This window comes from Plesiomonas sp. ISS29 (assembly GCF_056522795.1).
On the sequence record NZ_JAWRZQ010000001.1, the window covers coordinates 1,972,349 to 1,999,154 of the forward strand.

The 26,806-nt window shown below is 44.7% G+C and carries 23 protein-coding genes; 12 read left to right on the forward strand and 11 right to left on the reverse strand.

Annotation, left to right across the window (positions count from 1 at the left end):
- Nucleotides 1-101 precede the first annotated feature (101 nt).
- Nucleotides 102-1,151: a 3-deoxy-7-phosphoheptulonate synthase gene (locus AC1HDJ_RS08825; RefSeq protein ID WP_479535151.1), complete on the reverse strand. Its 1,050-nt coding sequence runs from the start codon at nt 1,149-1,151 to the stop codon at nt 102-104.
- 393 nt (nt 1,152-1,544) lie between these two features.
- Between AC1HDJ_RS08825 and ydiJ the strand changes: the two genes are divergently transcribed.
- Nucleotides 1,545-4,616, forward strand: coding sequence for a D-2-hydroxyglutarate dehydrogenase YdiJ (gene ydiJ / locus AC1HDJ_RS08830; protein WP_479537065.1), 3,072 nt, complete (start codon nt 1,545-1,547; stop codon nt 4,614-4,616).
- Between the two features lie 231 nt (nt 4,617-4,847).
- Entirely contained in the window at nt 4,848-5,261 is a 414-nt protein-coding gene (gene menI / locus AC1HDJ_RS08835; protein ID WP_479535153.1) for a 1,4-dihydroxy-2-naphthoyl-CoA hydrolase, read from the forward strand.
- Between the two features lie 115 nt (nt 5,262-5,376).
- Here menI and AC1HDJ_RS08840 read toward each other — a convergent pair whose 3' ends face one another.
- A complete protein-coding gene (locus tag AC1HDJ_RS08840; RefSeq protein ID WP_438624156.1) occupies nt 5,377-5,547 on the reverse strand; it encodes a hypothetical protein in 171 nt (56 codons plus the stop codon).
- 160 nt (nt 5,548-5,707) lie between these two features.
- Between AC1HDJ_RS08840 and zntB the strand changes: the two genes are divergently transcribed.
- Complete coding sequence (zntB, locus tag AC1HDJ_RS08845; protein WP_479535155.1) at nt 5,708-6,682, forward strand: zinc transporter ZntB; 975 nt, start codon at nt 5,708-5,710, stop codon at nt 6,680-6,682.
- A gap of 467 nt (nt 6,683-7,149) precedes the next feature.
- On the opposite strand, the gene AC1HDJ_RS08850 is transcribed toward zntB, so the two are convergent.
- Nucleotides 7,150-7,722 (reverse strand): PhnA domain-containing protein, encoded by a 573-nt coding sequence (locus AC1HDJ_RS08850; protein WP_479535157.1) that lies wholly within the window; start codon nt 7,720-7,722, stop codon nt 7,150-7,152.
- A 242-nt stretch (nt 7,723-7,964) separates the two neighbouring features.
- Nucleotides 7,965-8,666, reverse strand: a complete 702-nt coding sequence (gene rnt / locus AC1HDJ_RS08855; protein WP_479535159.1) for a ribonuclease T — start codon at nt 8,664-8,666, stop codon at nt 7,965-7,967.
- A 123-nt stretch (nt 8,667-8,789) separates the two neighbouring features.
- Here rnt and AC1HDJ_RS08860 point away from each other — a divergent pair, with 123 nt between their 5' ends.
- Nucleotides 8,790-9,692: a flagellar protein MotY gene (locus AC1HDJ_RS08860; RefSeq protein ID WP_479535161.1), complete on the forward strand. Its 903-nt coding sequence runs from the start codon at nt 8,790-8,792 to the stop codon at nt 9,690-9,692.
- 111 nt (nt 9,693-9,803) lie between these two features.
- Here AC1HDJ_RS08860 and gloA read toward each other — a convergent pair whose 3' ends face one another.
- Nucleotides 9,804-10,208 (reverse strand): lactoylglutathione lyase, encoded by a 405-nt coding sequence (gloA, locus tag AC1HDJ_RS08865; protein WP_479535162.1) that lies wholly within the window; start codon nt 10,206-10,208, stop codon nt 9,804-9,806.
- 605 nt (nt 10,209-10,813) lie between these two features.
- Here gloA and AC1HDJ_RS08870 point away from each other — a divergent pair.
- The gene (locus AC1HDJ_RS08870) at nt 10,814-11,053 is read left to right on the forward strand and encodes a hypothetical protein (RefSeq protein ID WP_479535164.1); all 240 of its coding nucleotides are present in this window, start codon (nt 10,814-10,816) and stop codon (nt 11,051-11,053) included.
- 138 nt (nt 11,054-11,191) lie between these two features.
- On the opposite strand, the gene AC1HDJ_RS08875 is transcribed toward AC1HDJ_RS08870, so the two are convergent.
- On the reverse strand, nt 11,192-12,865 hold the full coding sequence (locus AC1HDJ_RS08875; protein WP_479535166.1) for a phosphoethanolamine transferase: 1,674 nt from the start codon (nt 12,863-12,865) through the stop codon (nt 11,192-11,194).
- A 321-nt stretch (nt 12,866-13,186) separates the two neighbouring features.
- Here AC1HDJ_RS08875 and AC1HDJ_RS08880 point away from each other — a divergent pair, with 321 nt between their 5' ends.
- Both AC1HDJ_RS08880 and AC1HDJ_RS08885 read left to right on the forward strand, forming a co-directional pair.
- A complete protein-coding gene (locus AC1HDJ_RS08880) occupies nt 13,187-13,624 on the forward strand; it encodes a YcgJ family protein (protein WP_479535168.1) in 438 nt (145 codons plus the stop codon).
- 203 nt (nt 13,625-13,827) lie between these two features.
- Nucleotides 13,828-15,366 (forward strand): cyclic di-GMP phosphodiesterase, encoded by a 1,539-nt coding sequence (locus tag AC1HDJ_RS08885; protein ID WP_479535170.1) that lies wholly within the window; start codon nt 13,828-13,830, stop codon nt 15,364-15,366.
- 28 nt (nt 15,367-15,394) lie between these two features.
- On the opposite strand, the gene AC1HDJ_RS08890 is transcribed toward AC1HDJ_RS08885, so the two are convergent.
- Nucleotides 15,395-15,787, reverse strand: coding sequence for a hypothetical protein (locus AC1HDJ_RS08890; protein ID WP_479535172.1), 393 nt, complete (start codon nt 15,785-15,787; stop codon nt 15,395-15,397).
- A 159-nt stretch (nt 15,788-15,946) separates the two neighbouring features.
- On the reverse strand, nt 15,947-16,528 hold the full coding sequence (sodB, locus tag AC1HDJ_RS08895) for a superoxide dismutase [Fe] (protein ID WP_479535174.1): 582 nt from the start codon (nt 16,526-16,528) through the stop codon (nt 15,947-15,949).
- Nucleotides 16,529-16,940: 412 nt separating this feature from the next.
- On the opposite strand from sodB, the gene AC1HDJ_RS08900 reads away from it, so the two are divergent.
- Nucleotides 16,941-17,279 carry a Grx4 family monothiol glutaredoxin gene (locus AC1HDJ_RS08900; RefSeq protein WP_479535176.1) on the forward strand — a complete coding sequence of 113 codons (339 nt, stop codon included), beginning with the start codon at nt 16,941-16,943 and terminating at the stop codon, nt 17,277-17,279.
- A 344-nt stretch (nt 17,280-17,623) separates the two neighbouring features.
- Nucleotides 17,624-18,856, forward strand: coding sequence for a uracil-xanthine permease family protein (locus AC1HDJ_RS08905; RefSeq protein WP_479535178.1), 1,233 nt, complete (start codon nt 17,624-17,626; stop codon nt 18,854-18,856).
- A gap of 123 nt (nt 18,857-18,979) precedes the next feature.
- On the opposite strand, the gene AC1HDJ_RS08910 is transcribed toward AC1HDJ_RS08905, so the two are convergent.
- Both AC1HDJ_RS08910 and AC1HDJ_RS08915 read right to left on the reverse strand, forming a co-directional pair.
- A complete protein-coding gene (locus AC1HDJ_RS08910; RefSeq protein ID WP_479535180.1) occupies nt 18,980-20,422 on the reverse strand; it encodes a DUF2867 domain-containing protein in 1,443 nt (480 codons plus the stop codon).
- Nucleotides 20,423-20,607: 185 nt separating this feature from the next.
- Entirely contained in the window at nt 20,608-21,162 is a 555-nt protein-coding gene (locus AC1HDJ_RS08915) for an undecaprenyl-diphosphatase (protein WP_479535182.1), read from the reverse strand.
- A 194-nt stretch (nt 21,163-21,356) separates the two neighbouring features.
- Between AC1HDJ_RS08915 and AC1HDJ_RS08920 the strand changes: the two genes are divergently transcribed.
- From AC1HDJ_RS08920 to nrdG, 3 genes are all read left to right on the forward strand, one after another.
- Nucleotides 21,357-21,941: a rhomboid family intramembrane serine protease gene (locus AC1HDJ_RS08920; protein ID WP_479535184.1), complete on the forward strand. Its 585-nt coding sequence runs from the start codon at nt 21,357-21,359 to the stop codon at nt 21,939-21,941.
- Nucleotides 21,942-22,727: 786 nt separating this feature from the next.
- Nucleotides 22,728-24,848, forward strand: coding sequence for an anaerobic ribonucleoside-triphosphate reductase (gene nrdD, locus AC1HDJ_RS08925; protein WP_479535186.1), 2,121 nt, complete (start codon nt 22,728-22,730; stop codon nt 24,846-24,848).
- A gap of 116 nt (nt 24,849-24,964) precedes the next feature.
- Nucleotides 24,965-25,432, forward strand: a complete 468-nt coding sequence (gene nrdG / locus AC1HDJ_RS08930) for an anaerobic ribonucleoside-triphosphate reductase-activating protein (RefSeq protein ID WP_479535188.1) — start codon at nt 24,965-24,967, stop codon at nt 25,430-25,432.
- Nucleotides 25,433-25,467: 35 nt separating this feature from the next.
- Here the strand turns inward: nrdG and bioA are convergent, their stop codons facing one another.
- A complete protein-coding gene (gene bioA, locus AC1HDJ_RS08935; protein WP_479535190.1) occupies nt 25,468-26,745 on the reverse strand; it encodes an adenosylmethionine--8-amino-7-oxononanoate transaminase in 1,278 nt (425 codons plus the stop codon).
- Nucleotides 26,746-26,806 lie beyond the last annotated feature (61 nt).

Genomic DNA, 26,806 nt, shown 5'->3' on the forward strand with positions numbered 1-26,806 from the left:
TGCGAGAATTCAAAATTGGTGTTTAAACGCCGATTATTGGATGTCTGCTACGGAAGGTCGTGATTAAAAAACTCCCCATAACGGGGAGTTTTTTGTTAGTGCTAAAAACGGGTGGCCACTGCAGTAGCCAGTTTTTCGAGCAGAGTTTCTGTATCAGCCCAGCTCAGGCAAGGGTCAGTGATTGACTGGCCATACACCGCTGCCTGACCGTTAACCACTTTTTGGCTTCCTTCCACCAAAAAGCTCTCGGCCATGATCCCCGCAACCGCACGTGAACCGGCTTGGATCTGTGCACAAATGTTATCGCACACATCAAGCTGGCGGCGGTGAAGTTTCTGGCAATTCCCGTGGCTAAAATCAACCACCAGATGTTCTGCCAGATCAAACTCACGCAGGCGATCACAGGCTTGTGACACATATTTAGCCTGATAATTGGGATCTTTCCCGCCGCGCAAAATAATATGCCCGTAAGGGTTTCCCGATGTGCGGTAAACGGTCATCTTGCCGTGTTTATCGGGCGATAAAAACATGTGTGATGCGCTAGATGCACGAATCGCATCAATGGCGATACGCACATTCCCATCAGTACCGTTTTTAAAGCCAACCGGACACGACAGCGCAGAGGCCATTTCACGATGGATCTGGCTTTCTGTGGTGCGGGCACCAATTGCGCCCCAGCTGATCAGATCGGCAATATACTGGCCGGTGACCATATCTAAAAACTCAGTGGCGGTTGGCTGGCCTATCTTATTAATATCCAGCAATAGCTTACGCGCCATTTTGATACCCTGATTGACCTGAAAACTGCCATCAAGATAAGGGTCTGAAATTAACCCTTTCCAGCCAACAACCGTACGCGGTTTTTCAAAATAGGTGCGCATAACAATGAACAGGCGATCATGATACTGCTGATGCAGAGCATACAACCGCTGTGCATAGTCAACGGCTGCTTTCGGATCGTGTACCGAACAGGGGCCAACGATAACCAGCAAACGCGGATCTATCCCACTTAGGATATTTTCTATTGTTTTACGGGCACTCATCACGGTATTAGCTATCTGATCATCGAGCGGATATTCCGCTGCCAACTCATCAGGCGTGACCAGAGTGTCAATGCGCGCAGTGCGCAATTCATCAGTTCTAATAGGCATTATATTCTCTTGGTAACTTCATACAGACGGGCTGTGAAGAGACTCACCTAGACACAATAACGAAATTTAGGCAGGCTGCAAACAGGCAGGGCCTGTTCCGAGCCGATAAAATGGCATATAGAAAAATAATTTCTGGAATTGGTGAAAATTCGCAAAGTGTTGCGCAAATTATCAGCAAATATAAATGGGGGATAAAAAGACACAGAGAGGTTGCATTGATATGTGTTGTGGTAGGTGATCTGGCCGTAAAAATTTTCCTGCTCCTTGTGTTAGGCAAGACAGACGCGCAGTAAAACAGTAGATTAGATAAATACAGTAGGCATGGCTTTGTAAGGGTGCAGGTGTAGGCCGTTATCAGAGCATGAGGACGCAATGTTGTAAGGGATAACAATGATGATTCCGCGTTTATCACATGTGCCGGGCGTAGCGCCGGTCACGCACGCTTTTCTTGATGCTTTAAAAGCCCGTGGCTTTACGGGGGATACAGAGCACACCTATGCCGCGCGCCTGAGTATGGCAACGGATAATAGTGTGTATCAGCAGCTTCCGCAGGCGGTGGTATTTCCGCGTTCGGTGGCTGATATGCTGCTGTTAATGCAAACGGCACAGTTAGCTGATTTTAAAACGCTGACATTTACCCCGCGTGGTGGCGGAACGGGCACAAATGGTCAATCACTGACTACCGGTATCGTGGTGGATACCTCACGCTACATGAACCGCATTTTAGAGCTGAATTTGGATGAGATGTGGGTGCGCGTTGAGTCGGGCGTGGTTAAAGATCAGCTCAATGCCTATCTGCGGCCACATGGCTACTTCTTTTCACCCGATCTCTCCACCAGCAACCGCGCCACGATAGGCGGGATGATCAATACCGATGCCTCAGGTCAGGGATCACTGCTGTACGGTAAAACCTCGGATCATGTGCTGGGCTTACGTGCAGTGATGGTTGATGGCACACTGCTTGATACCGCGCCGATGGCGGTGGAGCTTGCCGAGCATCTTGCGCAGCAAAAAGAGCGTATCGGGCAAGTGTACCAGACGGTTCTCGACCGTTGCCGTGAACAGCGCGCACTGATTTTAGAGCGTTTCCCACCATTGAACCGCTTTCTGACGGGTTATGATCTCAAGCATGTCTTTAATGATGATCTTAGTCAGTTTGATTTAACCCGTTTATTAACCGGATCAGAAGGCTCTCTGGCGCTGATTGCCGAAGCGAAACTCAATATCACCGCCATTCCGCAAGTTAGGCAACTGATCAATATTAAATACGACAGTTTTGACTCGGCACTGCGCCATGCCCCTTTTATGGTGCAGGCAAACGCTTTATCGGTAGAGACAGTCGATTCAAAAGTGCTCAACCTTGCACGCGAAGATATTGTCTGGCACTCAGTGCGAGAACTGATTACGGATGTTCCGGGTGTGGATATGCAGGGGCTGAATATCGTTGAGTTTGCCGGTGATGATGCTGCGCTGATTGAGCAACAGGTCAGTACGCTGTGCGATAAGCTTGATAGCCTGTTACCCGAACATCTTTCTGGCGTGATTGGCTATCAACGCTGCCACGATCTAATCAGTATCGAGCGTATTTACACCATGCGTAAAAAGGCCGTGGGGTTGCTCGGAAACACCAAGGGGGCAGCCAAACCTATTGCGTTTGCAGAGGATACTTGTGTGCCGCCCGAGCATTTGGCCGATTACATTGCCGAATTTAGAACCTTACTCGATCAGCATGGGCTGCATTACGGTATGTTTGGTCACGTCGATGCGGGGGTGTTGCATGTTCGTCCGGCACTCGATTTATGTGATCCGCAGCAAGAGATCCTGATGAAAACGCTCTCTGATCAGGTTGTGGCACTGACAGCAAAATACGGCGGTCTGATGTGGGGCGAGCATGGAAAGGGTTTTCGTTCTGAATACAGCCCGCTGTTTTTTGGTGAAACACTGTGGAACGAATTGCGCCACATCAAAACCGTGTTTGACCCTGATAACCGGTTGAACCCGGGGAAAATTTGTATCCCACTGAAAGCGGATGCCCAACTGGTACAGGTCAGTGATGAAAAGCGTAGCTGGCATGATAAAAAAATCCCGCTGACAGTACGTGAATCTTACCGTGGAGCACTTGAATGTAACGGTAACGGCCTGTGTTTTAACTTTGATACCCATAGCCCGATGTGCCCCTCAGTAAAAATCACCCGAGATCGCCGCCACTCACCAAAAGGGCGTGCCGCGCTAGTGCGTGAATGGCTGACACTGCTGGCCGATGAGGGGGCAGACACGCTGGCTATTGAAGCTTCACTTACTGGAACACGCACTACATTCCGCCAGTTGATAGCAAAAACTCGCCACACGTTGGCCGCGCGGCGTGGTGAGTATGACTTCTCGCACGAAGTGAAAGAAGCGATGTCAGGTTGTTTGGCCTGCAAAGCCTGCTCAACACAGTGCCCGATTAAGATTGATGTACCGGCTTTTCGTTCACGCTTCTTACAGCTCTACCACACCCGTTATTTGCGGCCCGTGCGTGATTATATGATTGGCACGGTTGAGCAGTATGCTCCCCTGATGGCCAAAGCCCCACGGCTATTTAATGCCCTGATGCAGCCGGCGTGGATGCAAAGCCTGACAGAAAAAACACTCGGCATGGTCGATGTGCCGTTACTGTCAGTGCCAACGTTGCCCGAACAGCTGACCGGGCACACCGCATTGCAGTTTGATTATGCACAGTTGCAGGCACTCAGTCAGGCTGAAAAATCACGCTATCTGTTAGTCGTGCAAGACCCGTTTACCAGTTTTTATGATGCAAACGTTGTGGCTGATTTTGTCCGGTTGGCCGAACACCTTGGCTTTCAGCCGATATTACTGCCGTTCAAACCCAATGGAAAACCACAGCATGTCAAAGGGTTCCTTACCGCATTTGCCACTACTGCCGCAAATACGGCTGAGTTTTTAAACCATATCAATGCATTGGGTATTCCGCTGGTGGGCGTTGATCCGGCTCTGGTGCTCTGTTACCGCGATGAATACCGCATTACGCTGGGGGATAAACGCGGTGATTTTAGCGTACTGCTGGCCCATGAGTGGCTGAAAAAGCAACTCGCCACCTTGCCTGCTTACCGTAAAACCTCTGATACATGGTATCTCTTTGGCCACTGCACCGAAAGTACCGCGCTACCTGAAAGTAGCCGTGACTGGGCCGCAATATTTGCGCATTTTGGCGCAGAGTTACAATCGGTTAATGTCGGGTGTTGTGGTATGGCTGGAACATACGGGCATGAAAAGAAAAATCGAACACACTCTCAGGGGATTTATGCCTTGTCTTGGCAATCGCAGCTAAAACTTCGCCCATTAAACCGCTGTGTTTCAACCGGTTACTCGTGCCGTAGTCAGGTTAAACGTGAAGAGAAAACGGTAATTTTACATCCGGCTCAAGCACTGCTGGCGATTTGCCGCAGTGGCAATCTGCTGTAGTCAATGTGGCACAATCATGCAGCTATAAACCGGTACTTCGTGGCATGTTGAGTGACAGCGTCACAAAAGTGTGTAGCTAGTATGGTTGTTATGGGTATTTGCTATCGTGTAATCCTCATAATACTTATAGATAGGGGATGTGAAGCACAAACTGCCATGAATAGCGATGAATACTAGACACTGAATTGCATGCAATTTATTGAATAACATGCTAAAAAAGAGAGCATACCTATGATGTGGAAACGTCAGGCAACCCTTAGCCAGCTCAATGCAATGGGAACAGAGTGCATGGTTGGTCATGTTGGTATTGAATTTACCGCGTTGAATGCAGACAGCATTGAAGCCACGATGCCAGTCGATCAGCGCACCACCCAGCCGTTTGGTTTATTGCATGGTGGCGCATCGGTAGTGCTGGCTGAAACCCTTGGTTCAGTAGCGGGGTATCTGTGTACAGAAGGCGCGCAAAAAGTAGTGGGGCTGGAAGTGAATGCTAACCATATCAAAGCGATTCGTCAGGGCATGGCTCGTGGCGTTTGCAAAGCACTGCATACTGGTAATCGGCATCAGGTCTGGCAGATTGAGATCTTCAATCAGCAAGATCAGCTCTGCTGCAGTGCACGCTTAACCACCGCGATTATTGATTGATCAGTGAGCTATACATAACAAATATACATACAAAATCAGGGTGTTTAGCGGGTAAATACCCTGATTCTAGTGATTGATGTTTGTGGCTAACTTTAGGTTACACGGTGACTTTAAGTTACAATGTCACTTTCTTGCTGCGTTTAATCTGACGGCGGCGGCAAGATCGGCGGTTAGTGTCAGGTTGTGTATTGTCCTGCTCTTCGCGTAAATGGCGCAATCTCTCGGTTCTGATCACTTCCTGCAGCATAAGCTCTTGCTCTAGCCAGACCTCTGCACTTTGTTTCATTGTCGGTGATCCTTAAAATAGACTTAACGGATAATAACAGGGACGCTAACGCCAAATTTTATGGGCAGAAATCTATCACAGATTTGTTATTTGGAAATCGGCAAATAGATTCAAAATGTGATCGGTATAGGGAATTGTGACGATATTTTAGGATGAAAAGATGCAACTGAATGATGTATTAGTGGAAGGCGCTGTAACCAAGATGTTTTTTGATGGAAAAGGCGGAGCTTTACCGATGAATGCTGCCGCAAATGCTATTCCATCATTACCTGCATGGTTACATCTTGATTACAGCCATCCACAATCGGCAGAGTGGATCAAAAGCAGTGAGATTTTGCCGGAAGGGGTAAAAGATGCGCTGTTGGGCGAAAGCTCACGTCCACGCTTTACCCGTATCGGGGAGGGGATTTTAGTCACCCTGCGGGGGATTAACTATAACCACGGTGAAAGGCCGGATCAGATGGTTGCATTGCGAGCCTACATCACTAGCGAGTTGATTGTTTCAACCCGTAAACGCCGCTTATTTCCGGTGGAGGATGTTGAGTCAACACTTTGGTCGGGTAACGGGCCGGCCGACAGCAGCGAGTGGGTGGTTGAACTGTGTGATGCAATGACCGACTACGCCTCTGAGTTTATTGATGATTTGCATGAAACCATTATTGAATTGGAAGATGGTCTGCTTGAGCACAAAGTGCCTGATCGTGGCCAACTGGGGCTAATTCGCAAACAATTAATCATTTTGCGCCGTTATCTTTCACCGCAGCGGGATGTGTACTCACGCATTGCCGCAGAGAAAATTCCGTGGTTTAGCGAAGAGGATAAACGCCGGATGCAGGATGTTTCCGAACGCCTTGGCCGTACACTCGATGATCTGGATGCCGCTATTTCGCGTACCTCGGTATTGGCCGATGAAATTGCCAATTTACTGGCTGATGCCATGAATCGCCGGACATATGTTATGTCACTGTTGGCAATGATGTTTTTACCGGTATCATTTTTGACAGGGTTGTTTGGCGTTAATCTAGAGGGTATTCCAGGTGAGGGGTTTCGCGGTAGTTTTACGCTGTTTTGCGCAACACTGGTGGTGGTTGCTATCGGTATAGGTATTTGGCTGAAGAAAAAGCGCTGGTTGTAGCTGTAATCATGCGCAATGAGAGGCTTTTATGGCTACGTTTGATAACGATGACCGAAATATTGAGCAAAATCAAAGTAGCAGATAGATAGTTGTCGCATACTCTTCTACGCAGGTGAATACAGTATTTATGCGATGGATGCTGTACTCCACGTTGTCTTAACTTCCTTCAATTTATTTGCATTATAGCGAACATATATTTTTGCGGCGCCGATATGATATCGGCGTTTTTTTTATGCCGATTTTCGGTATATTTTGTTGTCCTATTTCTGTTATCCCTGATATTTTCTTTCTTCTTTCTTCTTTCTTCTTTCTTCTTTCTTCTTTCTTCTTTCTTTTATCTAGTCTTTTTACTTTTGGGATCTTTCGCCCCATCAACAACATATGTTAATAACATAATACATTGCATACAGGTCATATTGTATGCCGAGCATAATATATGGCCATGATGAGGCGATTATCAGGCAGACTTAGGCTTTTTTAAGGAAAGCGGCAACCAGAACAATATGTACGCCGTTAACTCGGCCTTCGATATGCTCAGGGTTGCTCGTCAGCGTAATATTCTTCACCATAGTGCCGCGTTTTGCTGTGAAGTTAGCGCCTTTCACGACTAAGTCTTTAATCAGGGTAACGGAATCACCGTCTTGCAGCGGGTTGCCGTTGCTGTCGAGTGTAGGCTGGGTATCATCAGACTCTTCTGCTACACCGGCTGCAGCCCATGCAAGAGTTTCGTCATCAAGATAGAGCATATCCAGCAGATCATGCGCCCATACTTCGCTTGATAATTGCTTGAGTTGACGCCATGCCATAACTTGTACTGCGGGAACTTGGCTCCACATGCTGTCGTTCAGGCAACGCCAGTGGCTGACATCAGTCAGTGCTGGGTTTTCAATCTGAGTTCGGCAGGTTTCACATAACAATACACTGTGATCAGCATCATCAGCAGCAGAGTGTGGAACAGGATAAACAACAAGATCTTGTTCGCTTGCACAAAGTTCACAATGGGTGTTGCTGCGTTGCAGTAAAGTAGCTTCGACTGACATGTTTTTTTCCGATAGGGCAGAATAATAAGCTATTAATATAGCATAAACTTGATGTCAATGGGAGTCTGAGCATTTTTGGGCTCGGCAAGGGATGAAAAGAAGCCGAATAATGTAGTGTTAGAAGAGCATCACACTTCATTGATTTATATATAATCGGATAGGGTATATTGGAAAAGAGATTATGCGGGAAATAATGAATTCCCGCAGGATTATTGCTTGTGCTGCTGGTTTATATCACAGTATTACTCTGGTGTTTCATTGCTTTTTTCATCAACTGTTTGATCAAGCGCTTCAGGTGTATCTTCTGAATCAATCGCCAATGGCCACCCACCTAAACGTTTCCAGCGGTTAACCAGTTCACAAAACAGCTCTGCGGTGCGCTCGGTATCATACAATGCGGAGTGTGCCTGATGATTATCAAAGGGAATTTGTGCTGTTTTACACGCCTTTGCCAGTACGGTTTGCCCCAACACCAAACCACTGAGTGCAGCAGTATCAAACGTTGCAAAAGGGTGGAAAGGGTTACGTTTTAGGTTTGCTCGCTGTGCGGCTGCCATTAAAAAACCGTGATCAAAGGCAGCATTGTGTGCTACGACAATTGCGCGGTTACACTCAGCGGCTTTCAGCTCTTTGCGCACAACTTTAAATATTTCATGCAAGGCATCATATTCACTTACCGCTCCACGCAGTGGGTGGTACGGGTCAATGCCGGTAAAGGCTAGCGCTTCAGGGTTTAAATTCGCCCCTTCAAAAGGCTCAACGTTAAAACTTAATTTTTGATCGGGCAGTAACCAACCGTTCTCATCCATTTTCAGCGTGACTGCGGCAATCTCTAAAAGAGCATCCGTTTTTGCGTTAAAGCCGCCTGTTTCAACATCAATCACGACAGGGAAGTAGCCACGAAAACGGGCGCTCAGGCTGTTAGGATCGGTTATTTTAGCCATGGACTCTCTTTGCTGCTGTATAAATGACACGGATTAGCGCTCTATTATTGCAATTTATGGGGGTTAACTAAAGTATTCCTTCGCTTTGCCGTTAAGAAGGGAGCATTCAGGAGTGGTAATAAAATGATAAAGTGTCGTATTACGCGTGGCAGCCTACAGATCGCTCTGGCTGGATTATTGATGAACAGCCTTCCTTTGTGGGCAGATACGGTGTTTTTTGCCGGCATCGATGATTCAAAATGGGTAATGACACAAGATTCACCGCTTGAATGCCGTTTAGAACATGTGATCCCCAATTATGGCACGGGTGCATTTACTAGCCGGGCTAGTAAAAAAATCAACCTCGATTTTGAGTTGAGAATGTTGCGCCCAATGGCTGAGACCCGCCGTACCAACTTACTGACCTTGCCACCCCGTTGGATGCCGGGTACAACATCTGAGCCAGTCACTACATTGACACTGTTTCAGCAGTTTGATGGTTATGTAGCAGATAAGTATGCATGGCAAATGCTTGCGGCGCTCGAGAAAGGGCGCTTACCGACACTGCAATACCGTGATGCTTATTACGGGCATAGTCAGGTACAAGTGAGTTTATCACCGGCGTACTTTAAACCGGCATACAAACAGTATTTGGCGTGTGTGCAGCGATTATTACCGTACAACTTTGATGATATTGCTTATACCGTATTGCATTATCAGCCAGATAGTGAATTTTTGGTGGCCGATTCGCAGCAAAAACTGGCAAAAATAGCTGAATATGTAAAGCATATTAAAGATGTTGAATTGGTGCTGGTGGCCGCACATGGCGATGATAGAGAAGTGGTTATCAACAGTGAAGAGTTGGCACGAAAACGCGCGGAAACCATTCAGAAATATTTCGTTAAATTAGGGCTGAAACCTGAGCAAATCCAATTACAGGTTTATGGTGATAAACGCCCTGTGGCAGATAATCGCTCACCAACCCACCGTGGGCTGAATCGACGATTGATTATCTCGCTAGCACGTGGTTCAGAAAGCAGTCTATAGCGCTGATTAAAATATCGGTAAAGTGCCATTTTCATCACTTTACCGATATTTGATTGTGGCTATATTAATCTATACTGCTCTATCACCGCAGAGTGAATCGGGGTATGAAAATCAACCTAATCCAACAGATGCTTGTTTATTTTGAATCAGCTCAATTTTGTAGTGATCAGGGTCTTCAACAAACGCAATAATGGTGCTTCCACCCTTCACTGGGCCAGCTTCTCGGGTTACTTTACCACCAGCATTACGAATAGCTTCACAGGTTGCAGCAACATCATCAACACCGAGTGCAATATGCCCAAATGCAGTGCCTATCTCATACTGCTCAACACCCCAATTGTATGTTAACTCAATTACCGCACCGGTACTTTCATCACCATAACCGACAAAGGCTAAAGAGTATTTATACTCTTCATTTTCATTGGTACGCAGCAAATTCATGCCTAAAATGCGGGTATAAAAATCAATAGCACGTTGCATATCGGTTACCCGCAGCATGGTATGTAAAATGCGCATAATATTTCCTCATCAATGTTAATAGTCATGGTGTAACTTGAACATAATGCTATCAATACTCTCAGGAATGGCCTGTAGATGAAAGAGTTTCATCAAAAAATAATATGTTTGAGCTTTGTTTTGGATGAAAAGAAAGTACAGGAAATAGTTGAGTAAAGTGATGTGATTTTGTGTTATAGCATTCATATCTTACATTAAATTGTTTCAGATTATGTTCTTCTGGTTATTTATTATGCATTTACATGCGTTTTAATTGTGTTTAAGCAGTATTTAATCTTTAAAAATAAGGCTTTAAACTTATTTTTGTTATTGAATCCCATCATGAAAACAACCGGATTAAACTTGTAAGCGTTTGTTTTTAATGGTTATTTTTTATTTTTACTTATATTCATTATTGTCTATAAGGGCTTGTGGTTAATTTTATTAGAAAATAATCTCAAAAAGAGTAGGCTATGCAGTGTTGCTTCAGAAGTTAATTGCTGGGCACACAGCAAAATAGGGATGAATGATAGCTATCATGAAAGTCACCGGATAATATGGCTTTTGCCTTAATAGCGGGTTAAGTAAAAGTAACTTGTGTTCATGGATGCATATCAGGTGTAAGTATGTTGATGATAAATGGAATGAACTTAAAAAAGATAATAGTGCATGTATTAACGTTCAGGGTGTTGTTTGCTCTCATTACAGGCGTGTTATCTGCTGTTTTTTTATTCGAATTGATACGTCAGCTTTATACTGATACAACCAACTATCATGATTCATTAATTTACTGCTGGGATCTGGGGATTTCAGCCGTATTTATGGCTTTGCTCAGTATTACAGCGATGACAAAAGCAATAATATAAGCTAATAATGTTATAACGAGTTGTAAGTAGACAGTACAATCTGATGCGGGTACTTGGTTTGTATGTACTTCAGTATAAAAAGTAAAGCCCTGTAGGTATTACAGGGCTTTGTGCCGTAATTATGATGGCTTATCGACTTTACCGGCGACAGCTGCTAAAAATATCCAGTTCAGATTGATAGACCGATGTTTTTACGTTCATGATCCCTAGCAGTGAGTTGAACAGATTATCATGTGAAAAACTCTCTGTTTGAGCTTTCTCTTTTAGGCAGGTGAGATTAAGATTATTTGTTTTTGCAAAACCGTCAGAGAACCAGGTGATCATTGGCACTTTTGTCTGATATTCTGGCGCTAGGCTATACGGTGTGCCGTGTAGGTAAAGGCCGTTTTCACCAAGAGACTCACCGTGATCAGAGAGATAAAGCAGGGCAACGTTATACTTCTCTTCATATTTCTTCAGCATCTTGATGATTTCAGACATCACAAAATCAGTATAAAGAATCGTATTATCGTATGTGTTGATGAGTTCTTGTTGAGTACAGTTCTCAATATCACTGCGTTGACAGTCAGGAATAAAAGTACGCTTATCTTTTGGATAGCGTAAATAGTATGTTGGGCCATGGCTTCCAATCAGATGCAGAGCAACCATTTTTGAACCTGAAACATTCTGCATATCATCTTCTAATTCGAGTAGAAATGCACCGTCATAACAAGTTGAACCATTGCAGAGCCCATTTTTTTCTTTTACATCTAATTTTACGTTTGGAATACGATCACAGACCCCTTTACAGCCTCCATCATTCTCTTTCCATAACATATCAACGCCAGCCCGTTGCAAGATATCTAGAGCATTATCCTGATTTTTGGCTTGTGCATCATTGTAATTACTTCGGCCTAAATTTGAGAACATGCAAGGAACAGATACCGCAGTGGCCGTACCACATGAGCGGACATCTTTAAATGAGATAACCCCAAGATCTGCCGTATATTGGTTGGTTGGTTTATCATAACCATTCAGCGCATAGTTCTGACTGCGTGCCGTTTCACCTACGAGTAAAAAGAATACTGTTGGCTTGGTATTTTCGGCTGAATTGTCACTATTTCCGATGGTGGGGGCGGCTAATTTAGCATCTAGACCGACTTGCTGATAAACAACAGGCTTAGAGAAGTGTATTCTTTTAATATACTTGTAAGTGTTGTTCACATAATACGTAGGTATGATCATCGCACGCAGTGTCGGATTATTTCGTCCAACAGAGGCATAGTCTTTATAAAAGAAGAGGGCGATAATTCCTACGATAAGTAGTGATATTGCCAATGATAGCAATCGCCAGCCTTGTTGTTTTAAAAAAGAGCTGTAATTGATTGGGGTGAATAAAATGATGATTGCAGGTAATAACCCCGTCAGTGAAAACCAAAAAAGTGCGGACAAACTAAAATAGGAGTTTGCTTCGCTGGTATTAGTTTCAAAGATGTTTTGGATCATATCTTGGTTGAAAATTACGCCATATTTTGTCATGGCATAAGAAACTAAAGCAGATGTTATGACTAATAGTATAAAAAAAGGTTTTATAAAATATCGCCAGTTGAGCAAATTGAGTAGAAAATTAAGTGTTGCAACAATGAAAAATGGAATAGATATGACAAATAAACTGTTTACTGTGGGCATTTGCGAAAAAATGTCATACAAATTTGCGTAAAATGGCCAGTTAAGTACTAAACCAATGTAAGCACTGGTCAGCAGTGTAAACAGCGAAAGAGAGATCCCTTTAGCTGATGAGAGTCTTGTAGTAACCGATTTGATTCCGTTCATCTAATACAACCTGATAGCAAGTAAAGTAGAGCATCCATAGCATGATGCAGGGTAGCATGTTATTTGTCTGTGACAACAGGTTAGGTAATTGTTTATGCTGTTTTTTGTATAAAAACCGTGATTAACACAATAAAAGACTCTTATTTTAGCCATTTGTTCCAGTGTGAAAGTGTTTTTTTATACCTAAATAGCATGTGATTCAGTGTTTTTTCACTGCAGATTGAAGGGGAGAAGTAAAAGTAAATGTTATTTTAGCTATTGGTTTGTATGATTTTTATTCTCGATTATACTCTAGGTAATATACCCGTGATGGATATGATCATGAATCCGTTCACTGTACTCATCGTGATTGCTATAGGGTTAGGAGCACTCTATGAATCTGTTCAGCAAATATTACCTGATATCTTTATTCCTGAGCAGGGTGTGGTATGTGATCGTGTTGCTAAATTCTGTGCTACTAAAGAGGGTATCTCTGCGCAATTGACTTCAAATTATTTTAATTTGGCCAAAAATAAAGACGGATCGTCAAATATAGATGAGAGGATGACAGGTAGTGGTCAGGGGCTTTCTGGTTCAGTCTCTACAGGCTCCGTGTCTACTACTACTACTACTACTACTACTACTAATATTGCTACTGGGCGTGAGCATCATATTCAGTTTAGTAATGGTGTTATTTGTAATTTAGATAACAAACGCTGTGAACCTCTTTCGGAACGTGCTACCAATATTCAGATTAATTTATTTCCTATCGGGTATTGATCTTAAGTTTTCATTCTTAATCGATATAAAAGATATTTTATATGCAGTGAAAATATACCATTGGGTAGCATTCTATCTTATACTCTGATTTTAGCTTTTTGTGCTATTTGATGTTTGCTACTTCCTGAGTTTAGCTGTATGTGGAGATTACTTAGGCGGTAGTGGTTTTCATCTTTTTTGTATCTTATCTAGGTGAGTGAAGCGTGAAGAATAAAAAATATATAATATCACTGATAAGTACATTCGTTTTTCTGCTGGTTTTTTTCTGCATCTGGCTTTTCGCTAGTTATCAACAGGATTTATTTAGACAAAGTGTTATGTATAGTGTTGGAAAAGTCATGGATGATAAAATAGATAAAATTGTTGATGATATGTTGTATATTTCAACAATTCAGAATCTTACCTGTGATAGTGTCCGTGATAAACTGATAAAACGTGCATCGTATAATACTGAAGTTCGATCTTATATATTAGTCAGAAAGGGTACGGCATATTGTTCATCATCGTTAGGTGATATGTCAGAGCGGGTTGAAAAATACCTATTGGGGGTTAATTTAGGTGAAGAATACAGTATCGGCTTAAGCCAAGGTACATTATCTTCACCGAATGCACCGGTTATTACGTTATGGACAGGTAATGCTGCGGCTGGTTCGGTAAGTAATGAAACCGGTATTCTGGCGACCATTCCGCTCTCAATTCAGAGCTATAAAACGATAGTTTTTACCTCTGAACGGATTGATGATTTAGCGCTTGTAATCAACAATAAAGCCGTCACAACATTTGCAGATAAAATAATCTCAAAGAGTGAACTTCCTACCCCTGTTGTTAAAATAGCGTCAGAGCGACACGGTTATGAAGTCTATGTTTTTGGCGATAAGCTGCCTCTTTCTGCTTGGTATGAAATTTCATTTTTTTCTGCGCTGATTGCCACAATGAGTGGTTTGTTATCCTACTTTTATCTGGGTAACAACAGAGATATGCGAACCCTTATTTTGCGTGGCATCAAAAATGACCAGTTTTTTGTACTGTATCAACCTGTATTTAGTTTACACGATGGATCTTTGAGTGGGTTTGAAGTGTTATTACGCTGGAGACACCCAACAGAAGGCTTGATTCCACCCGATCAATTTATCAATTATGCAGAAAATTCAGGTGTGATTGTTCAATTAACACAACACTTGTTCAAATTAATTATCAAAGACAGTGCTGAACTGGCAGAAAAGTATCCTTCGCCTACAAAAATAGCGATTAATATTTCAGCACTTCACCTCAATACGCCCCATTTTATTGATGATTTAACGGCCTTTTACCAGCAGTTACCACAAAACCATTTTACGTGCGTACTTGAGATAACTGAAAGAGTCTTGATTCAAGACGACGAGAGTGCAGAGCATATCTTTGTGAAGCTCAGGGAGTTAGGATTTTTGATTGCTATTGATGATTTTGGTACTGGGCACAGCGCATTAATTTATCTACAAAAGCATAAAGTAGATTATCTGAAAATAGATAAAGGCTTTATTCACTCTATTGGGTTAGAGACTATCAATACACCAGTACTTGACTCGATACTGCATATGGCTCATTCCATGAGTATGGAAGTAGTTGCAGAAGGTGTTGAAACCCCAGCACAACTGGCTTATTTGCGTAATCTGAACGTTGATCATGCGCAGGGGTTTTTCTTTAGTCGACCATTGTCTAAAGAGCAGGTGATTAACCATCCTATCACTAGTATTACACTGTAATATTTATAACTTAGGGTGGCCAATAGTGCTATTGGCAACGCGATATTACATTACCTTGGAATGCCTCAGCACCTTCAGTTTCTATATCTCCGGTGCGAACTCGGCTGATAAAGACCTTTTTTTCATCTGTTGATATAGACCATGATTCAATCGTGGTTACATTACCTTCATCATAAACGCCAGCTGCTGTTTTATTACCAATAGAGATAAAATTAAGATTGCTTGGAGTTATTTTTGTTAGTTTATCACTAATTTTAACAATAAACTTACTTTGGTGATCAGCGCCATAGTAAAGATCAGAATGATGGCCTTCAGCGTTATAACCTTTTATATCACCAACCAGCCAGCAAGAGGCTGAACTTGAAAAGTTAATCAATAATAATGAATAAATAATTAAATGGGATTTTTTCTTTGAAATCATAACCACGATCAAGTGTTAGGCAGATTGGTTAACTATATGATTTTTTAGTTACCCGTATCAACCATTACTTACAATAGGTGTATTTTTTTGTTTTTTTTCAAAAAAAAGCCTTTATCGAAATAATAAAGGCTTTTTAGCTAGCGAGGGGATCAGAGATATTTATGCTGCCAGGTTTTGTGCAACAAATTCCCAGTTGATCAGTGCCCAGAAACCATTGAGGTAGTTAGGGCGCACATTGCGGTAATCAATGTAGTAAGCGTGCTCCCACACATCAACAGTTAGCAGCGGTGTATGGCCTTCAGTGAGCGGGCAGCCTGCATTTGATGTGCTAACAATTGCCAATGAACCGTCAGCTTTTTTAACCAGCCATGTCCAGCCTGATCCGAAGTTTTTAACTGCGGCATCGTTAAATTGTGCTTTAAAAGCATCAAATGAACCGAAAGTACTGTTGATAGCATCAGCCAGTGCGCCAGTAGGCTCTCCACCAGCTTGAGGTGCTAAGCAGTTCCAGTAGAAGGTGTGGTTCCATACCTGAGCTGCGTTATTGAAGATAGGGCCAGAAGAGCTCTTTACGATGTCTTCTAATGATTTGCCTTCAAACTCAGTACCTGGAACCAGATTGTTTAGGTTAACCACATAAGTGTTGTGGTGTTTGCCGTAATGGAACTCCAGCGTTTCAGCTGACAGGTGTGGTTCAAGTGCATTTTTTGCATATGGTAGTGCAGGTAATTCGAAAGACATTGCCATGATCTCCGTTATTGTTAGGGCATAGCCCAAGTTTTCTTGCTTCCTAAAATCACTCATCAAACTTGAGATGATCTGCCCCGAAGGGCTGTTGTATAACTGTTATGGTTTGGGATTTTAGCAAGTTTTTCCTATATTAAAAGGATATTAGCGAGCATAACGTGTAAATATATCTGCAGGTATCGTTACATCTTGGTAGTCTAGCGAAAAAACAGGGGAGCTTGATGTGCGTTTCGATGCGCACGGGGATGCTGAATAAAAACTCAGTACATAAGCGTGCATACCTGTTTTAGACACCAATAAATTACAAAAAGCGATATCCCTATAAAAAATGGGATTTTTTATTTATGCTCAGACTCGGTAGAATCAGAACATACTTACATTCAATGATGGGCAATAGAGGTTAACAATGGAAACCATTGATAAAATTAAGCAACAGCTGGCTGAAAACCCGATTATTCTGTATATGAAAGGGTCACCGAAGTTGCCAAGCTGTGGTTTTTCTGCTCAGGCAGTACAAGCAGTAATGAGCTGTGGTGAGCGTTTTGCCTATGTTGATATTTTGCAAAACCCAGATATCCGTGCTGAGTTACCAAAATTTGCTAACTGGCCAACTTTCCCGCAATTGTGGGTTGAAGGTGAGCTGGTTGGCGGTTGTGATATTATGCTGGAAATGGCACAAAAAGGTGAGTTACAGGTGCTGATTAAAGAAGTTGCAGCAAAATATAAAGATGAATCTGCAGAGTAATATCACGCTTTTTCATGACTCATTGAAATAAATAATGGGCTTTGATGCAATTAATCAGAGCTATATTTTGATTTTTTTTGCATATTTCAGTGTAGTAAAAGTGGCGCACTTACGTTGTGCCATTTTTTTATTTGTTGCCGCAAACGTTTGGCATTTTGGCCAAGATACCGTATGATCCTGACCTCGATGCTTGTATATCTTTGTTTACGTATCGAATTCTTTTCCTGCGTACCCACACTTCTGATGATAGATAGCAGCAGACTTTAGTAACCCACACTATTCATCATATGAATAAACGGTTTGCTACCCCTATATTTTATTCTGTCTGTTTTATAAGGTTCAGAATGTTCTCTTCTTTAAGACAAAGTATTGCCGGATTACAAATTCTGTTTGTGGCCTTCGGTGCAATGGTTCTTGTTCCGCTTCTGACAGGTTTAAATCCTTCAATGGCACTGCTAGGGGCAGGGGTTGGAACACTGCTGTTTCAGATCAGTACGCGTAATCAAGTGCCTATCTTTTTGGGATCAAGCTTTGCGTTTATTGCGCCGATTATTTATGCCACGCAGACATGGGGTGTGCCTTCGACCATGTTTGGTCTGTGTATGGCCGGTATCATGTACTTTGTTTTTGCCGGTGTTATTCGTGCTCGGGGCGTCAACTTTGTACACCGGCTATTGCCTCCGGTAGTGGTTGGGCCGGTGATCATGGTGATTGGTTTGTCGGTGGCGCAGGTGGCCTGCAATATGGCAATGGGGCGGGTGAACGGTGAGCAGATTATTCCACTGGATATGGCCATTGGTTTAGCAGGCATCTCTTTGGCTACTACACTGATTACCGCCGTTTTTTGTAAGGGGTGGATACGTCTGCTGCCGATACTGTCGGGTGTGGTTGTCGGTTACGTAGCGTCAATGATGGCAGGTATTGTCAATGTTGAACAATTGTCAGCTTCTGCATGGTTTGTGATCCCTACCTTCATTACACCGGAGATCAACTGGGCTGCGGCGCTGTTTATGCTGCCGGTAGCTATTGCACCTTGTATTGAACACATCGGTGGCGTGATGGCCATTGGTGGTGTAACAGGCAAAGATTACACCAAATCACCGGGATTACACCGTACATTATTTGGTGATGGTTTAGGTGTCTGTTTTGCCGGTTTGATCGGTGGCCCGCCAGTGACTACCTATGCGGAAGTCACCGGTGCTGTGATGCTGACGCGTAATTTTAAAGTGCTGACTATGACATGGGCGGCTATTTTTGCCATTATTTTGGCATTCGTGGGCAAGTTTAATGCGCTGCTGACCTCTATTCCTATGCCGGTGATGGGCGGAATTATGTTGCTGCTGTTTGGCTCTATTGCGGCAATTGGGCTGAAAACCCTGATTGATGCGAAAGTTGATCTGGGTCTGCCACGCAATATTGCGATTGTAGCGGTGACACTGACTATCGGTATTGGTGCTCTTGAGCTGAAAATCGGCAGTTTTGCGTTGGCAGGAGTAGGGCTGGCCTCACTGGTTGCCGTATTGCTGAATCTGATTTTACCGCATACGGTGGTGAGTCAAGCTACTGAAACCGAGTAATCGGTAGCGAATTGCCTCAATAACAAATTAATACAGTGATAAAGCCATGTACATGTGGTGTACATAGCTTTTTTGTTGCTTTAGCTTGGTGGAATGTCTGTTATCTAGCTGATTTTAAAACGGTTAGCGTTTTTGATTTTTGAGTACATTTTTAACGATTTGCATGCACATACCGCGAAAAATAAACAGGTGAGCAGGCATCATTGCAAACCAGTAAAGTAACCCCGGAAAACCGGCCGGATGCCACCAAGCTCTGACATCCAGATAGCGCAGGTTATTTTTTTCCGTTATGGTGAAATCGAGCCGGCCTAAGCCCGGTGCTTTCATTCCAAATAATAAGCTCAGTTTTTTTTCCGGATCAGCACAAATCACTTTCCACGAGTCTACTTTGTCACCTACTTGCAACTCAGCATGCGCAGGGCGCTGACGCACATGAGGTTTCCCCCCGAATAAACGGTCTAGATGCGCGCGGGTTGTCCATAAAATATCGGCATAAAAGTAACCATGATTGCCGCCAACTTTGTTGATCTCTTCCCATAACTCTTTACTGCTTACGCGGGTGGCCAGGCGATAACCAGCATTTTTAGGATAGAAGCTGTAATCGGCTTTCCATGTTGATTTTGCATCGGCATCGTATCCCCAGCGGGCGGAGTCGAGAAAATCAGAGCCGTGTTTGAGGGTTTCACTGACGGCTTCTTGGTAGCTAAGAAGATGTTGCGGGATCAGTGCCTGAAGCGGGGCGCTGTCAGCGGGAAGATCGTGCGATAACCCGCCAATCAGTGCGCGGGCAATGTTTATCGGTACGGTGGTAATTATGCGTAGCCATTTTGCAGAGAGTGCCGGAGATAAAAACGGCACGGGAATGATGATGCAGGATTTACCGGTAATATCGGCGTACATCTTCATCTGATCTTGGTAGCTGATATAGTCAGGCCCACCGACATCAAAAATACCGTCGTTAATGGGGGTGTTGATCAACGCAGAGAGATAGAACAGCAGGTTATCAAGGGCGATCGGGCTGGTTTTCGAGCGCACCCAGCGTGGGGTGATCATTATCGGCAGGTGATTGACCAGATCACGCATCACTTCAAATGCCGCTGATCCTGCGCCGACAATAATACCAGAGCGCAGCTCGATAACCGGAATACCGCTGCTGCGTAGGATCTCTCCGGTAATCCGGCGGGCTTGCAGGTGTTCTGATTGTTTTGCGTGTGGTTGTAATGCGCCAAGGTAGATGACTTTTTTCACGGATGATTGCTGTAATACTTGTGCGCAATGTGTGGCTGCACTCTGCTCTTGTGCCAGAAAGTGGTTGCCATCATTCATGCTGTGTACAAGGTAATACACGATATCAATGTCGGTAAGTAAACTGTTGAGTGTGTCTGCTTTTTGTAAGTCAGCGTAGACTAACTCAACTTGTGGTGATGTTGCCCATGCTTGATTGCTGAGAGTGGTGGTATCACGTGCTGCGGCGCGGATGTTATAACCTTGCGGTATAAGGTGTGCAATTAAACTGGTACCAATATAGCCGTTTGCACCAAGAATCAGTATGCGTGGTAGGCTCATGTGCTGCATTCCATGCTCAATAAAAAGGGTAATTGCTGCACTATACCTATACTACCAGCAAGAATACTACAAGTAAGACGACATACTACAAGCATAGCCATTGGCTATTGGCTATGCTTTTCAGCGCGATATTTTTGAATGCTGAGCGATTAGCCACAGCGTTTAGTGGTACACAAATTATGCACTTACCATGCTTTGCATCCTTCAAAGTAGGTGTTGATTTTTGCTTGTACTTTTTTGCCAACCGGCAGTGTTAGCCATGCGGCGAACAGGCTGACCGGAACAGCGCCAAGAATATCAAAGGGAAAGTGTACGCCGAGAAAGACTCTGGCCCAGCCGATGCCAGCTCCGGTCAGTAAAATGGCAGCACCTGCAGCCCGAAAGCGCGAGAGATATAAAGAGAACCCGAGGCTGAAGACCAAGGTGGCATGTCCGCTGGGAAATGAGGCATTGGCGGAGTGATACAGGAAAGTTTTCCCGATGGGTAGCATAAAAGGTCGTGGGTGCGGAAAAATCAGGCCGATAATGGTGCAGAGCAGATAGCCCAACAGCCCGCATCCGAATGCGGTGATAATGACGGCTTTGACTTTGGGTGGCCCGAAAAGCAGAGCGAGGCTCAGTGCGCTGAGGATCAGGTAGATCATCCAGGTTGCCATAAATTGGGCAAAAATAAACCGGAGTAACGGGTGCGTACTGCTGGCATTAATCAGCAAAAACAACTGGTGATTGAGCGTTTCCATGATCTGTTCAAATCCGTAAAAGGGTGGCAGAGAGTTAAAAAATTAAGGTGCGTAAGGCTGAGCAGCGGCGTAATTGGGGAAAATGTTTACAGGGTTGGGGGAAAACCACGACTCTTTTTTGTGAAAGCAGGGAGTTGGTGTTGGTTTCATTTAGGTTTATGGGCACGACGAGACAGTAAATAAGCAGGGAAAATATGATGAAACGTTTACCGCGTGTGGTGTGGGTAATTCTGGCGATTGATGTGCTGTGCCTTTTTTTTCAGCTGCTAAATATGCTCAGTGGCGGTTATTTCGTGCGGTTTGGTTTACAGCCGGGCAGTGCAAATCTGCTGCCTGCATTGCTGTTAGCTCCGCTGATTCATGGGTCATGGGCCCATTTACTGAGTAATTTATTGCCCTTTACACTGTTATCGTGGCTGGTTTCACGGTACGGAGCTGGGCGCTATTACGGTTTGCTGGCGCTGGTGTGGGCCGGTGGCGGTATGCTGGTGTGGTTGTTTGCGCGTCAGGCTTATCATGTGGGGTTAAGCGGGGTTGTTTACGGGCTGTGGGCCTATTTGCTGGTATATGCCTTGATCTTGCGTAGTGTTAAATCATTGCTGATTGCTTTTGCAGTGGTGCTGGTTTACGGCGTGATGTTTTTTGGCCTTTTTCCCACCCAGTTACGGGTTAGTTTTGAAAGCCACCTCTTTGGCGCTGCGGTAGGTGGTCTTTATGCCTATTTACTGGCGCGCTATGACCGCCATATAAAACGCAAACAGGCTTTAAAACAGACATGATAAGGGAAGAGTAAACAGCCGGTAACGGAAAGATACAAGTGCCATTTTTCCAGTCAGAGGCAAGTTAACGTTACGCTGTAGCGCAAGATTAGCGTGAGCTATGGCTTGCTATTTCAGGCCAACAGGCGGTAAATAGAGTCAGTTTCACTGATCTGGAGAGTTAATATGAGCCACGATTTAAAGAAAAAGCCACAGAAAACTCAACAAGAACGTCGAGCTGAAAAACGCGAGAAAAAGCATCCGCATGAAGATCATCAGGATGCCGCGAAGTAAATTCGTAAAACAGATCATAGTACGTGCCGACAAATATTCACTATGATCAATAACCCGCCTTCACTTCAGAATGGCGGGTTTTTTTATGCCTTTAAAACGCTATTTTGGTGCTCAATACAGTAATAGAAATACGGGTATGCGATTTGTTGATTATGGAAGTGAAAAAAGTGCGTGCTTCGGTATTCAATGCCCGTTTTTTTGCCGCGTGGTGAACCCTTTTTTCGGCACATTTTCTCTGGTGTATTGTTGAATAGAAAGGAGGGTGAAAATTGAGCGGAAAAAGCAGTTAACAAGCGAAATATAATCTGATAAGGGGCGATGTGAAGTGGCCGACGAAGCGTAATAATATTGCATGGGAAAGAATCGCTCACGAAAAAAAGTTGATCAAGATCAAGGTATCAAACCGCGTAATCTCGCCTAATACACCACATCTAGTAGATAGCTTTATCATCTCATCAATATTTAGTGTTTTGCATAAAGTATGGCGAGTTGGTAGCAAGTGGAGGAAGTTCAGTGAAGCCGGTTGTAATTAAGCGTGACGGGTGCCGTGTAGCGTTCGATGCCAAAATGATTAAAAACGCAGTGATCAGTGCCGCTCGAACGGTTGAAGTGATGGAACCTGCCTATGCTGAGGCCGTGGCTGAGGCTGTTGAATCTTCCCTTGATGGCGCGCAGGAAGTGGCCATTCATACCATTCAAAATGCAGTGGAAAATCAGCTAATGTCTGGGCCGCATAAAGCGGTTGCAAGAGCCTATATTGAGTATCGCCACGATCGTGATATTGCGCGTGAAAAAACCAGCCGCTTGAACAGCGAAATTCGCGGATTAATTGAGCAGAGCAATGCCGCTTTGTTAAATGAAAATGCGAATAAAGACAGTAAAGTGATCCCGACTCAGCGTGATTTGTTGGCCGGTATCGTGGCTAAGCACTATGCCTTGCAGCATTTATTGCCACGTGATGTCGCACAAGCTCATGAGCGCGGTGATTTGCACTACCATGATCTGGATTACGCACCATTCTTCCCGATGTTTAACTGCATGCTGATTGATCTTGAAGGCATGCTGACACACGGCTTTAAGATGGGAAATGCTGAAATTGATACGCCAAAGTCAATTTCAACTGCAACAGCGGTGACCGCACAAATTATCGCACAGGTGGCGAGCCATATTTATGGCGGCACGACCATTAACCGGATTGATGAGATACTTGCGCCTTATGTTACGGCCAGCTATCAAAAGCACCATGCGGTTGCGCTGGAGTGGGATATTGCCGATCCGGCGGCTTTTGCACATGCTCGTACCGAAAAAGAGTGTTACGACGCATTCCAGTCACTGGAGTATGAAGTGAACACGCTACACACGGCAAACGGGCAAACCCCGTTTGTCACCTTTGGTTTTGGGCTGGGTGTTTCATGGGAATCACGCCTGATCCAGCAATCAATACTGAAAAACCGGATCGCTGGTTTGGGTAAAAAGTGTAAAACCGCCGTTTTCCCGAAACTGGTGTTTGCGATTAAAGATGGCCTGAACCATAAGCCGAGTGATCCGAGCTACGATATTAAGCAGCTTGCACTAGAGTGTGCCACTAAGCGTATGTATCCGGATATTCTCAACTACGACAAAGTGGTGGAAGTTACCGGGTCATTCAAAACCCCGATGGGTTGCCGCAGTTTCCTTGGTACATATGAGGAAGAGGGTGAGCTGATCCACGATGGCCGCAACAATATTGGTGTTGTCAGCCTGAACCTGCCGCGTATCGCATTAGAAGCGAAGGGCGATGAGCAGGCATTCTTCCGGTTACTGAATGCCCGTTTACTGCTAGCGAAAGAGGCGCTGGATACCCGTATTGCGCGTTTGCAGGATGTAAAAGCACGTGTCGCTCCCATCTTGTATATGGAAGGGGCATGTGGCGTACGTCTGAACGCAGATGACAGCGTGGCGGAGATCTTCAAGCATGGCCGTGCCTCTATTTCACTTGGCTATATTGGTCTGCATGAAACCGTGAATGCCCTATACGGTACACAAACACATGTATACGACTCTGCCGAGCTGCGTGAAAAAGCCATTGCAATTGTGCAGTGTCTGCGTGATGCCACTGATGCATGGAAAGAAGAGAGCGGCTATGGCTTTAGCCTGTACAGTACGCCAAGTGAGAACCTGTGCAGCCGTTTTTGCAAAATAGACACGCAAGAGTTCGGTATTGTTGCGGGCGTTACCGATAAAGGTTACTACACCAACAGTTTCCACCTTGATGTTGAAAAAGCCGTGAATCCGTACGATAAGCTGGATTTTGAGATGCCTTATCCGGCTATCGCGAACGGCGGTTTTATCTGTTACGGCGAATACCCGAATATGCAGCACAATATTGAAGCGCTAGAAAATGTGTGGGATTACAGCTACAGCCGCGTGCCGTATTACGGTACCAACACTCCAATAGATGAGTGCTATGAGTGCGGCTTTACTGGTGAGTTTGAGTGCACCAGTAAAGGTTTTACCTGCCCGCGCTGTGGTAACCATGAGCCGACCAAAGTGTCAGTGACCCGTCGTGTTTGCGGTTATCTGGGCAGCCCTGATGCACGTCCGTTTAACTATGGTAAGCAAGAAGAGGTTAAACGCCGGGTGAAGCACCTGTAACGCAGGCCGGATATACGATCTGATTTAAGTGATGCTGTTATGCAAACCACCTCGGTTTGTGTGACGGCGTCACTTTTTTCATTGTGAACAGTAACGCTTAACGTGGGAATACTGCGGTGAACTATCATCAATACTATCCGGTCGATGTGATTAACGGGCCGGGAACGCGCTGTACACTGTTTGTATCAGGTTGTGAGCATCAGTGTCGGGGCTGTTATAACCAATCTACATGGCGGCTTGACTCTGGACACCTGTTTACACAGGAGATGGAAGAGCAGATCATTGCTGATCTGCTAGATACGCGCATCAAGCGGCGCGGGTTATCTCTTTCCGGCGGCGATCCGCTGCATCCGGCAAATGTATCGGCAGTGCTTGCACTGGTGCAGCGGGTGAAGCGCGAGTGCCCAGATAAAGATATCTGGTTATGGAGCGGATATACCCGTGCCGAATTGACTTCCGCGCAACAAGCAGTATTGCCCTATATTGATGCGCTGGTGGATGGGAAATTTATTCAAGCCAAGGCTGATCCGGCATTGGTCTGGCGCGGCAGCGCTAATCAGGTTATTCACCGCTTTACACTGTAAAGCGGTCTCTGTTTATCCAAAATGATTTACCTCGGTTATTTATCTGATATCACGTGGAAAATTGCCTGTACTAATTGCCGTATATCATCTTGAGTGGCGATATAGGGCGGCATGATGTAGATCAGCTTTCCAAACGGTCGTATCCAAACACCGGCCTGCACAAATTGAGCCTGTAATTGCGCGGTTGAAACCGGCTCTTTCATTTCGACAACCCCAATAGCACCTAATACCCGTGTGGCGGCTACGCTTGATAACGTGGCCAGTGGCAGCAGTTCGGCTTTTAGCTGTGCTTCAATGCTTGCCACCTGTGTTTTCCACTTTCCCGTAGCTAACAACGCCAAACTTGCGTTGGCAACGCTGCATGCCAGTGGATTTGCCATAAACGTTGGACCATGCATAAAGCAGCCTGCTTCACCATTGCAGACCGTATCGGCCACATGCCGGGTGGTAATGGTGGCCGCGAGTGTCAGATATCCCCCCGTCAGCGCTTTGCCAAGACACAAAATATCCGGTGTGATATCTGCGTGCTCACAGGCAAATAACTTTCCGGTGCGGCCAAATCCGGTAGCAATTTCATCAGCAATCAGCAAGATACCGTACTGATCACACAGCGCCCGTACGTGCCGTAAATAGTTCGGGTGATAAATTCGCATGCCGCCAGCGCCTTGTACGATAGGTTCGAGGATCACCGCCGCAATAGTCTGGTGGTGCTGCGCTATCTGCTGGGCAAAAGAGGCGATATCACGCTCATCCCACGGATCATAAAATCCACACTGTGGCGCATCAGCAAAACGGTGTTGCGGTAAAAAACCCCGATACAGGCCGTGCATAGCATTTTCAGGATCACATACCGACATTGCGCCAAAAGTATCACCGTGATAGCCGTGCTTAATAGTTAGAAATTCTGCCCGAGGCTCTGCCCGTGCATGCCAGTATTGCAGCGCCATTTTCATGGCTACTTCCACCGCAACAGAACCTGAATCAGATAAAAATACGCACTCAAGTTCGGCTGGGGTTATATCCACCAGCGTGCGGCACAGTGTTATTGCAGGCTGATGGGTTATCCCGCCAAACATAATGTGCGACATCTGGGGGATCTGAGCTTGTAACGCCGCATTGAGTGCCGGATGGTTGTAGCCGTGTACTGCAGCCCACCATGATGACATACCGTCAATCAGTGCTGTTCCATCCTCCAGATAAATACGGGTTCCGAGTGCTGATTTTACCGGATAACAGGGCAGTGGGTGGCTCATGGATGTGTAAGGGTGCCAGATATGGCGCTGATCAAACTCAAGATCGGCAGCAAAATTCATGGTGATAAAATAACCTTATGTAAACCATTATTAATTCATGTTATTGACAGTGTACCTATGA

Excerpts from the sequence above, each read along its gene's own strand:
- AC1HDJ_RS08915 (WP_479535182.1), bottom strand. The coding sequence starts at position 21,162 with ATGGAAACGCTCAATCACCAGTTGTTTTTGCTGATTAATGCCAGCAGT.
- AC1HDJ_RS08910 (WP_479535180.1), bottom strand. The coding sequence starts at position 20,422 with ATGAGCCTACCACGCATACTGATTCTTGGTGCAAACGGCTATATTGGT.
- ydiJ (WP_479537065.1), top strand. The coding sequence starts at position 1,545 with ATGATTCCGCGTTTATCACATGTGCCGGGCGTAGCGCCGGTCACGCAC.
- rnt (WP_479535159.1), bottom strand. The coding sequence starts at position 8,666 with ATGGCTAAAATAACCGATCCTAACAGCCTGAGCGCCCGTTTTCGTGGC.
- AC1HDJ_RS08875 (WP_479535166.1), bottom strand. The coding sequence starts at position 12,865 with ATGAACGGAATCAAATCGGTTACTACAAGACTCTCATCAGCTAAAGGG.
- AC1HDJ_RS08840 (WP_438624156.1), bottom strand. The coding sequence starts at position 5,547 with ATGAAACAAAGTGCAGAGGTCTGGCTAGAGCAAGAGCTTATGCTGCAG.
- zntB (WP_479535155.1), top strand. The coding sequence starts at position 5,708 with ATGCAACTGAATGATGTATTAGTGGAAGGCGCTGTAACCAAGATGTTT.
- gloA (WP_479535162.1), bottom strand. The coding sequence starts at position 10,208 with ATGCGCATTTTACATACCATGCTGCGGGTAACCGATATGCAACGTGCT.
- bioA (WP_479535190.1), bottom strand. The coding sequence starts at position 26,745 with ATGAATTTTGCTGCCGATCTTGAGTTTGATCAGCGCCATATCTGGCAC.
- AC1HDJ_RS08850 (WP_479535157.1), bottom strand. The coding sequence starts at position 7,722 with ATGTCAGTCGAAGCTACTTTACTGCAACGCAGCAACACCCATTGTGAA.
- sodB (WP_479535174.1), bottom strand. The coding sequence starts at position 16,528 with ATGTCTTTCGAATTACCTGCACTACCATATGCAAAAAATGCACTTGAA.
- menI (WP_479535153.1), top strand. The coding sequence starts at position 4,848 with ATGATGTGGAAACGTCAGGCAACCCTTAGCCAGCTCAATGCAATGGGA.
- AC1HDJ_RS08860 (WP_479535161.1), top strand. The coding sequence starts at position 8,790 with ATGATAAAGTGTCGTATTACGCGTGGCAGCCTACAGATCGCTCTGGCT.
- AC1HDJ_RS08870 (WP_479535164.1), top strand. The coding sequence starts at position 10,814 with ATGTTGATGATAAATGGAATGAACTTAAAAAAGATAATAGTGCATGTA.
- AC1HDJ_RS08900 (WP_479535176.1), top strand. The coding sequence starts at position 16,941 with ATGGAAACCATTGATAAAATTAAGCAACAGCTGGCTGAAAACCCGATT.
- AC1HDJ_RS08825 (WP_479535151.1), bottom strand. The coding sequence starts at position 1,151 with ATGCCTATTAGAACTGATGAATTGCGCACTGCGCGCATTGACACTCTG.
- AC1HDJ_RS08890 (WP_479535172.1), bottom strand. The coding sequence starts at position 15,787 with ATGATTTCAAAGAAAAAATCCCATTTAATTATTTATTCATTATTATTG.
- AC1HDJ_RS08905 (WP_479535178.1), top strand. The coding sequence starts at position 17,624 with ATGTTCTCTTCTTTAAGACAAAGTATTGCCGGATTACAAATTCTGTTT.
- AC1HDJ_RS08920 (WP_479535184.1), top strand. The coding sequence starts at position 21,357 with ATGATGAAACGTTTACCGCGTGTGGTGTGGGTAATTCTGGCGATTGAT.
- AC1HDJ_RS08880 (WP_479535168.1), top strand. The coding sequence starts at position 13,187 with ATGAATCCGTTCACTGTACTCATCGTGATTGCTATAGGGTTAGGAGCA.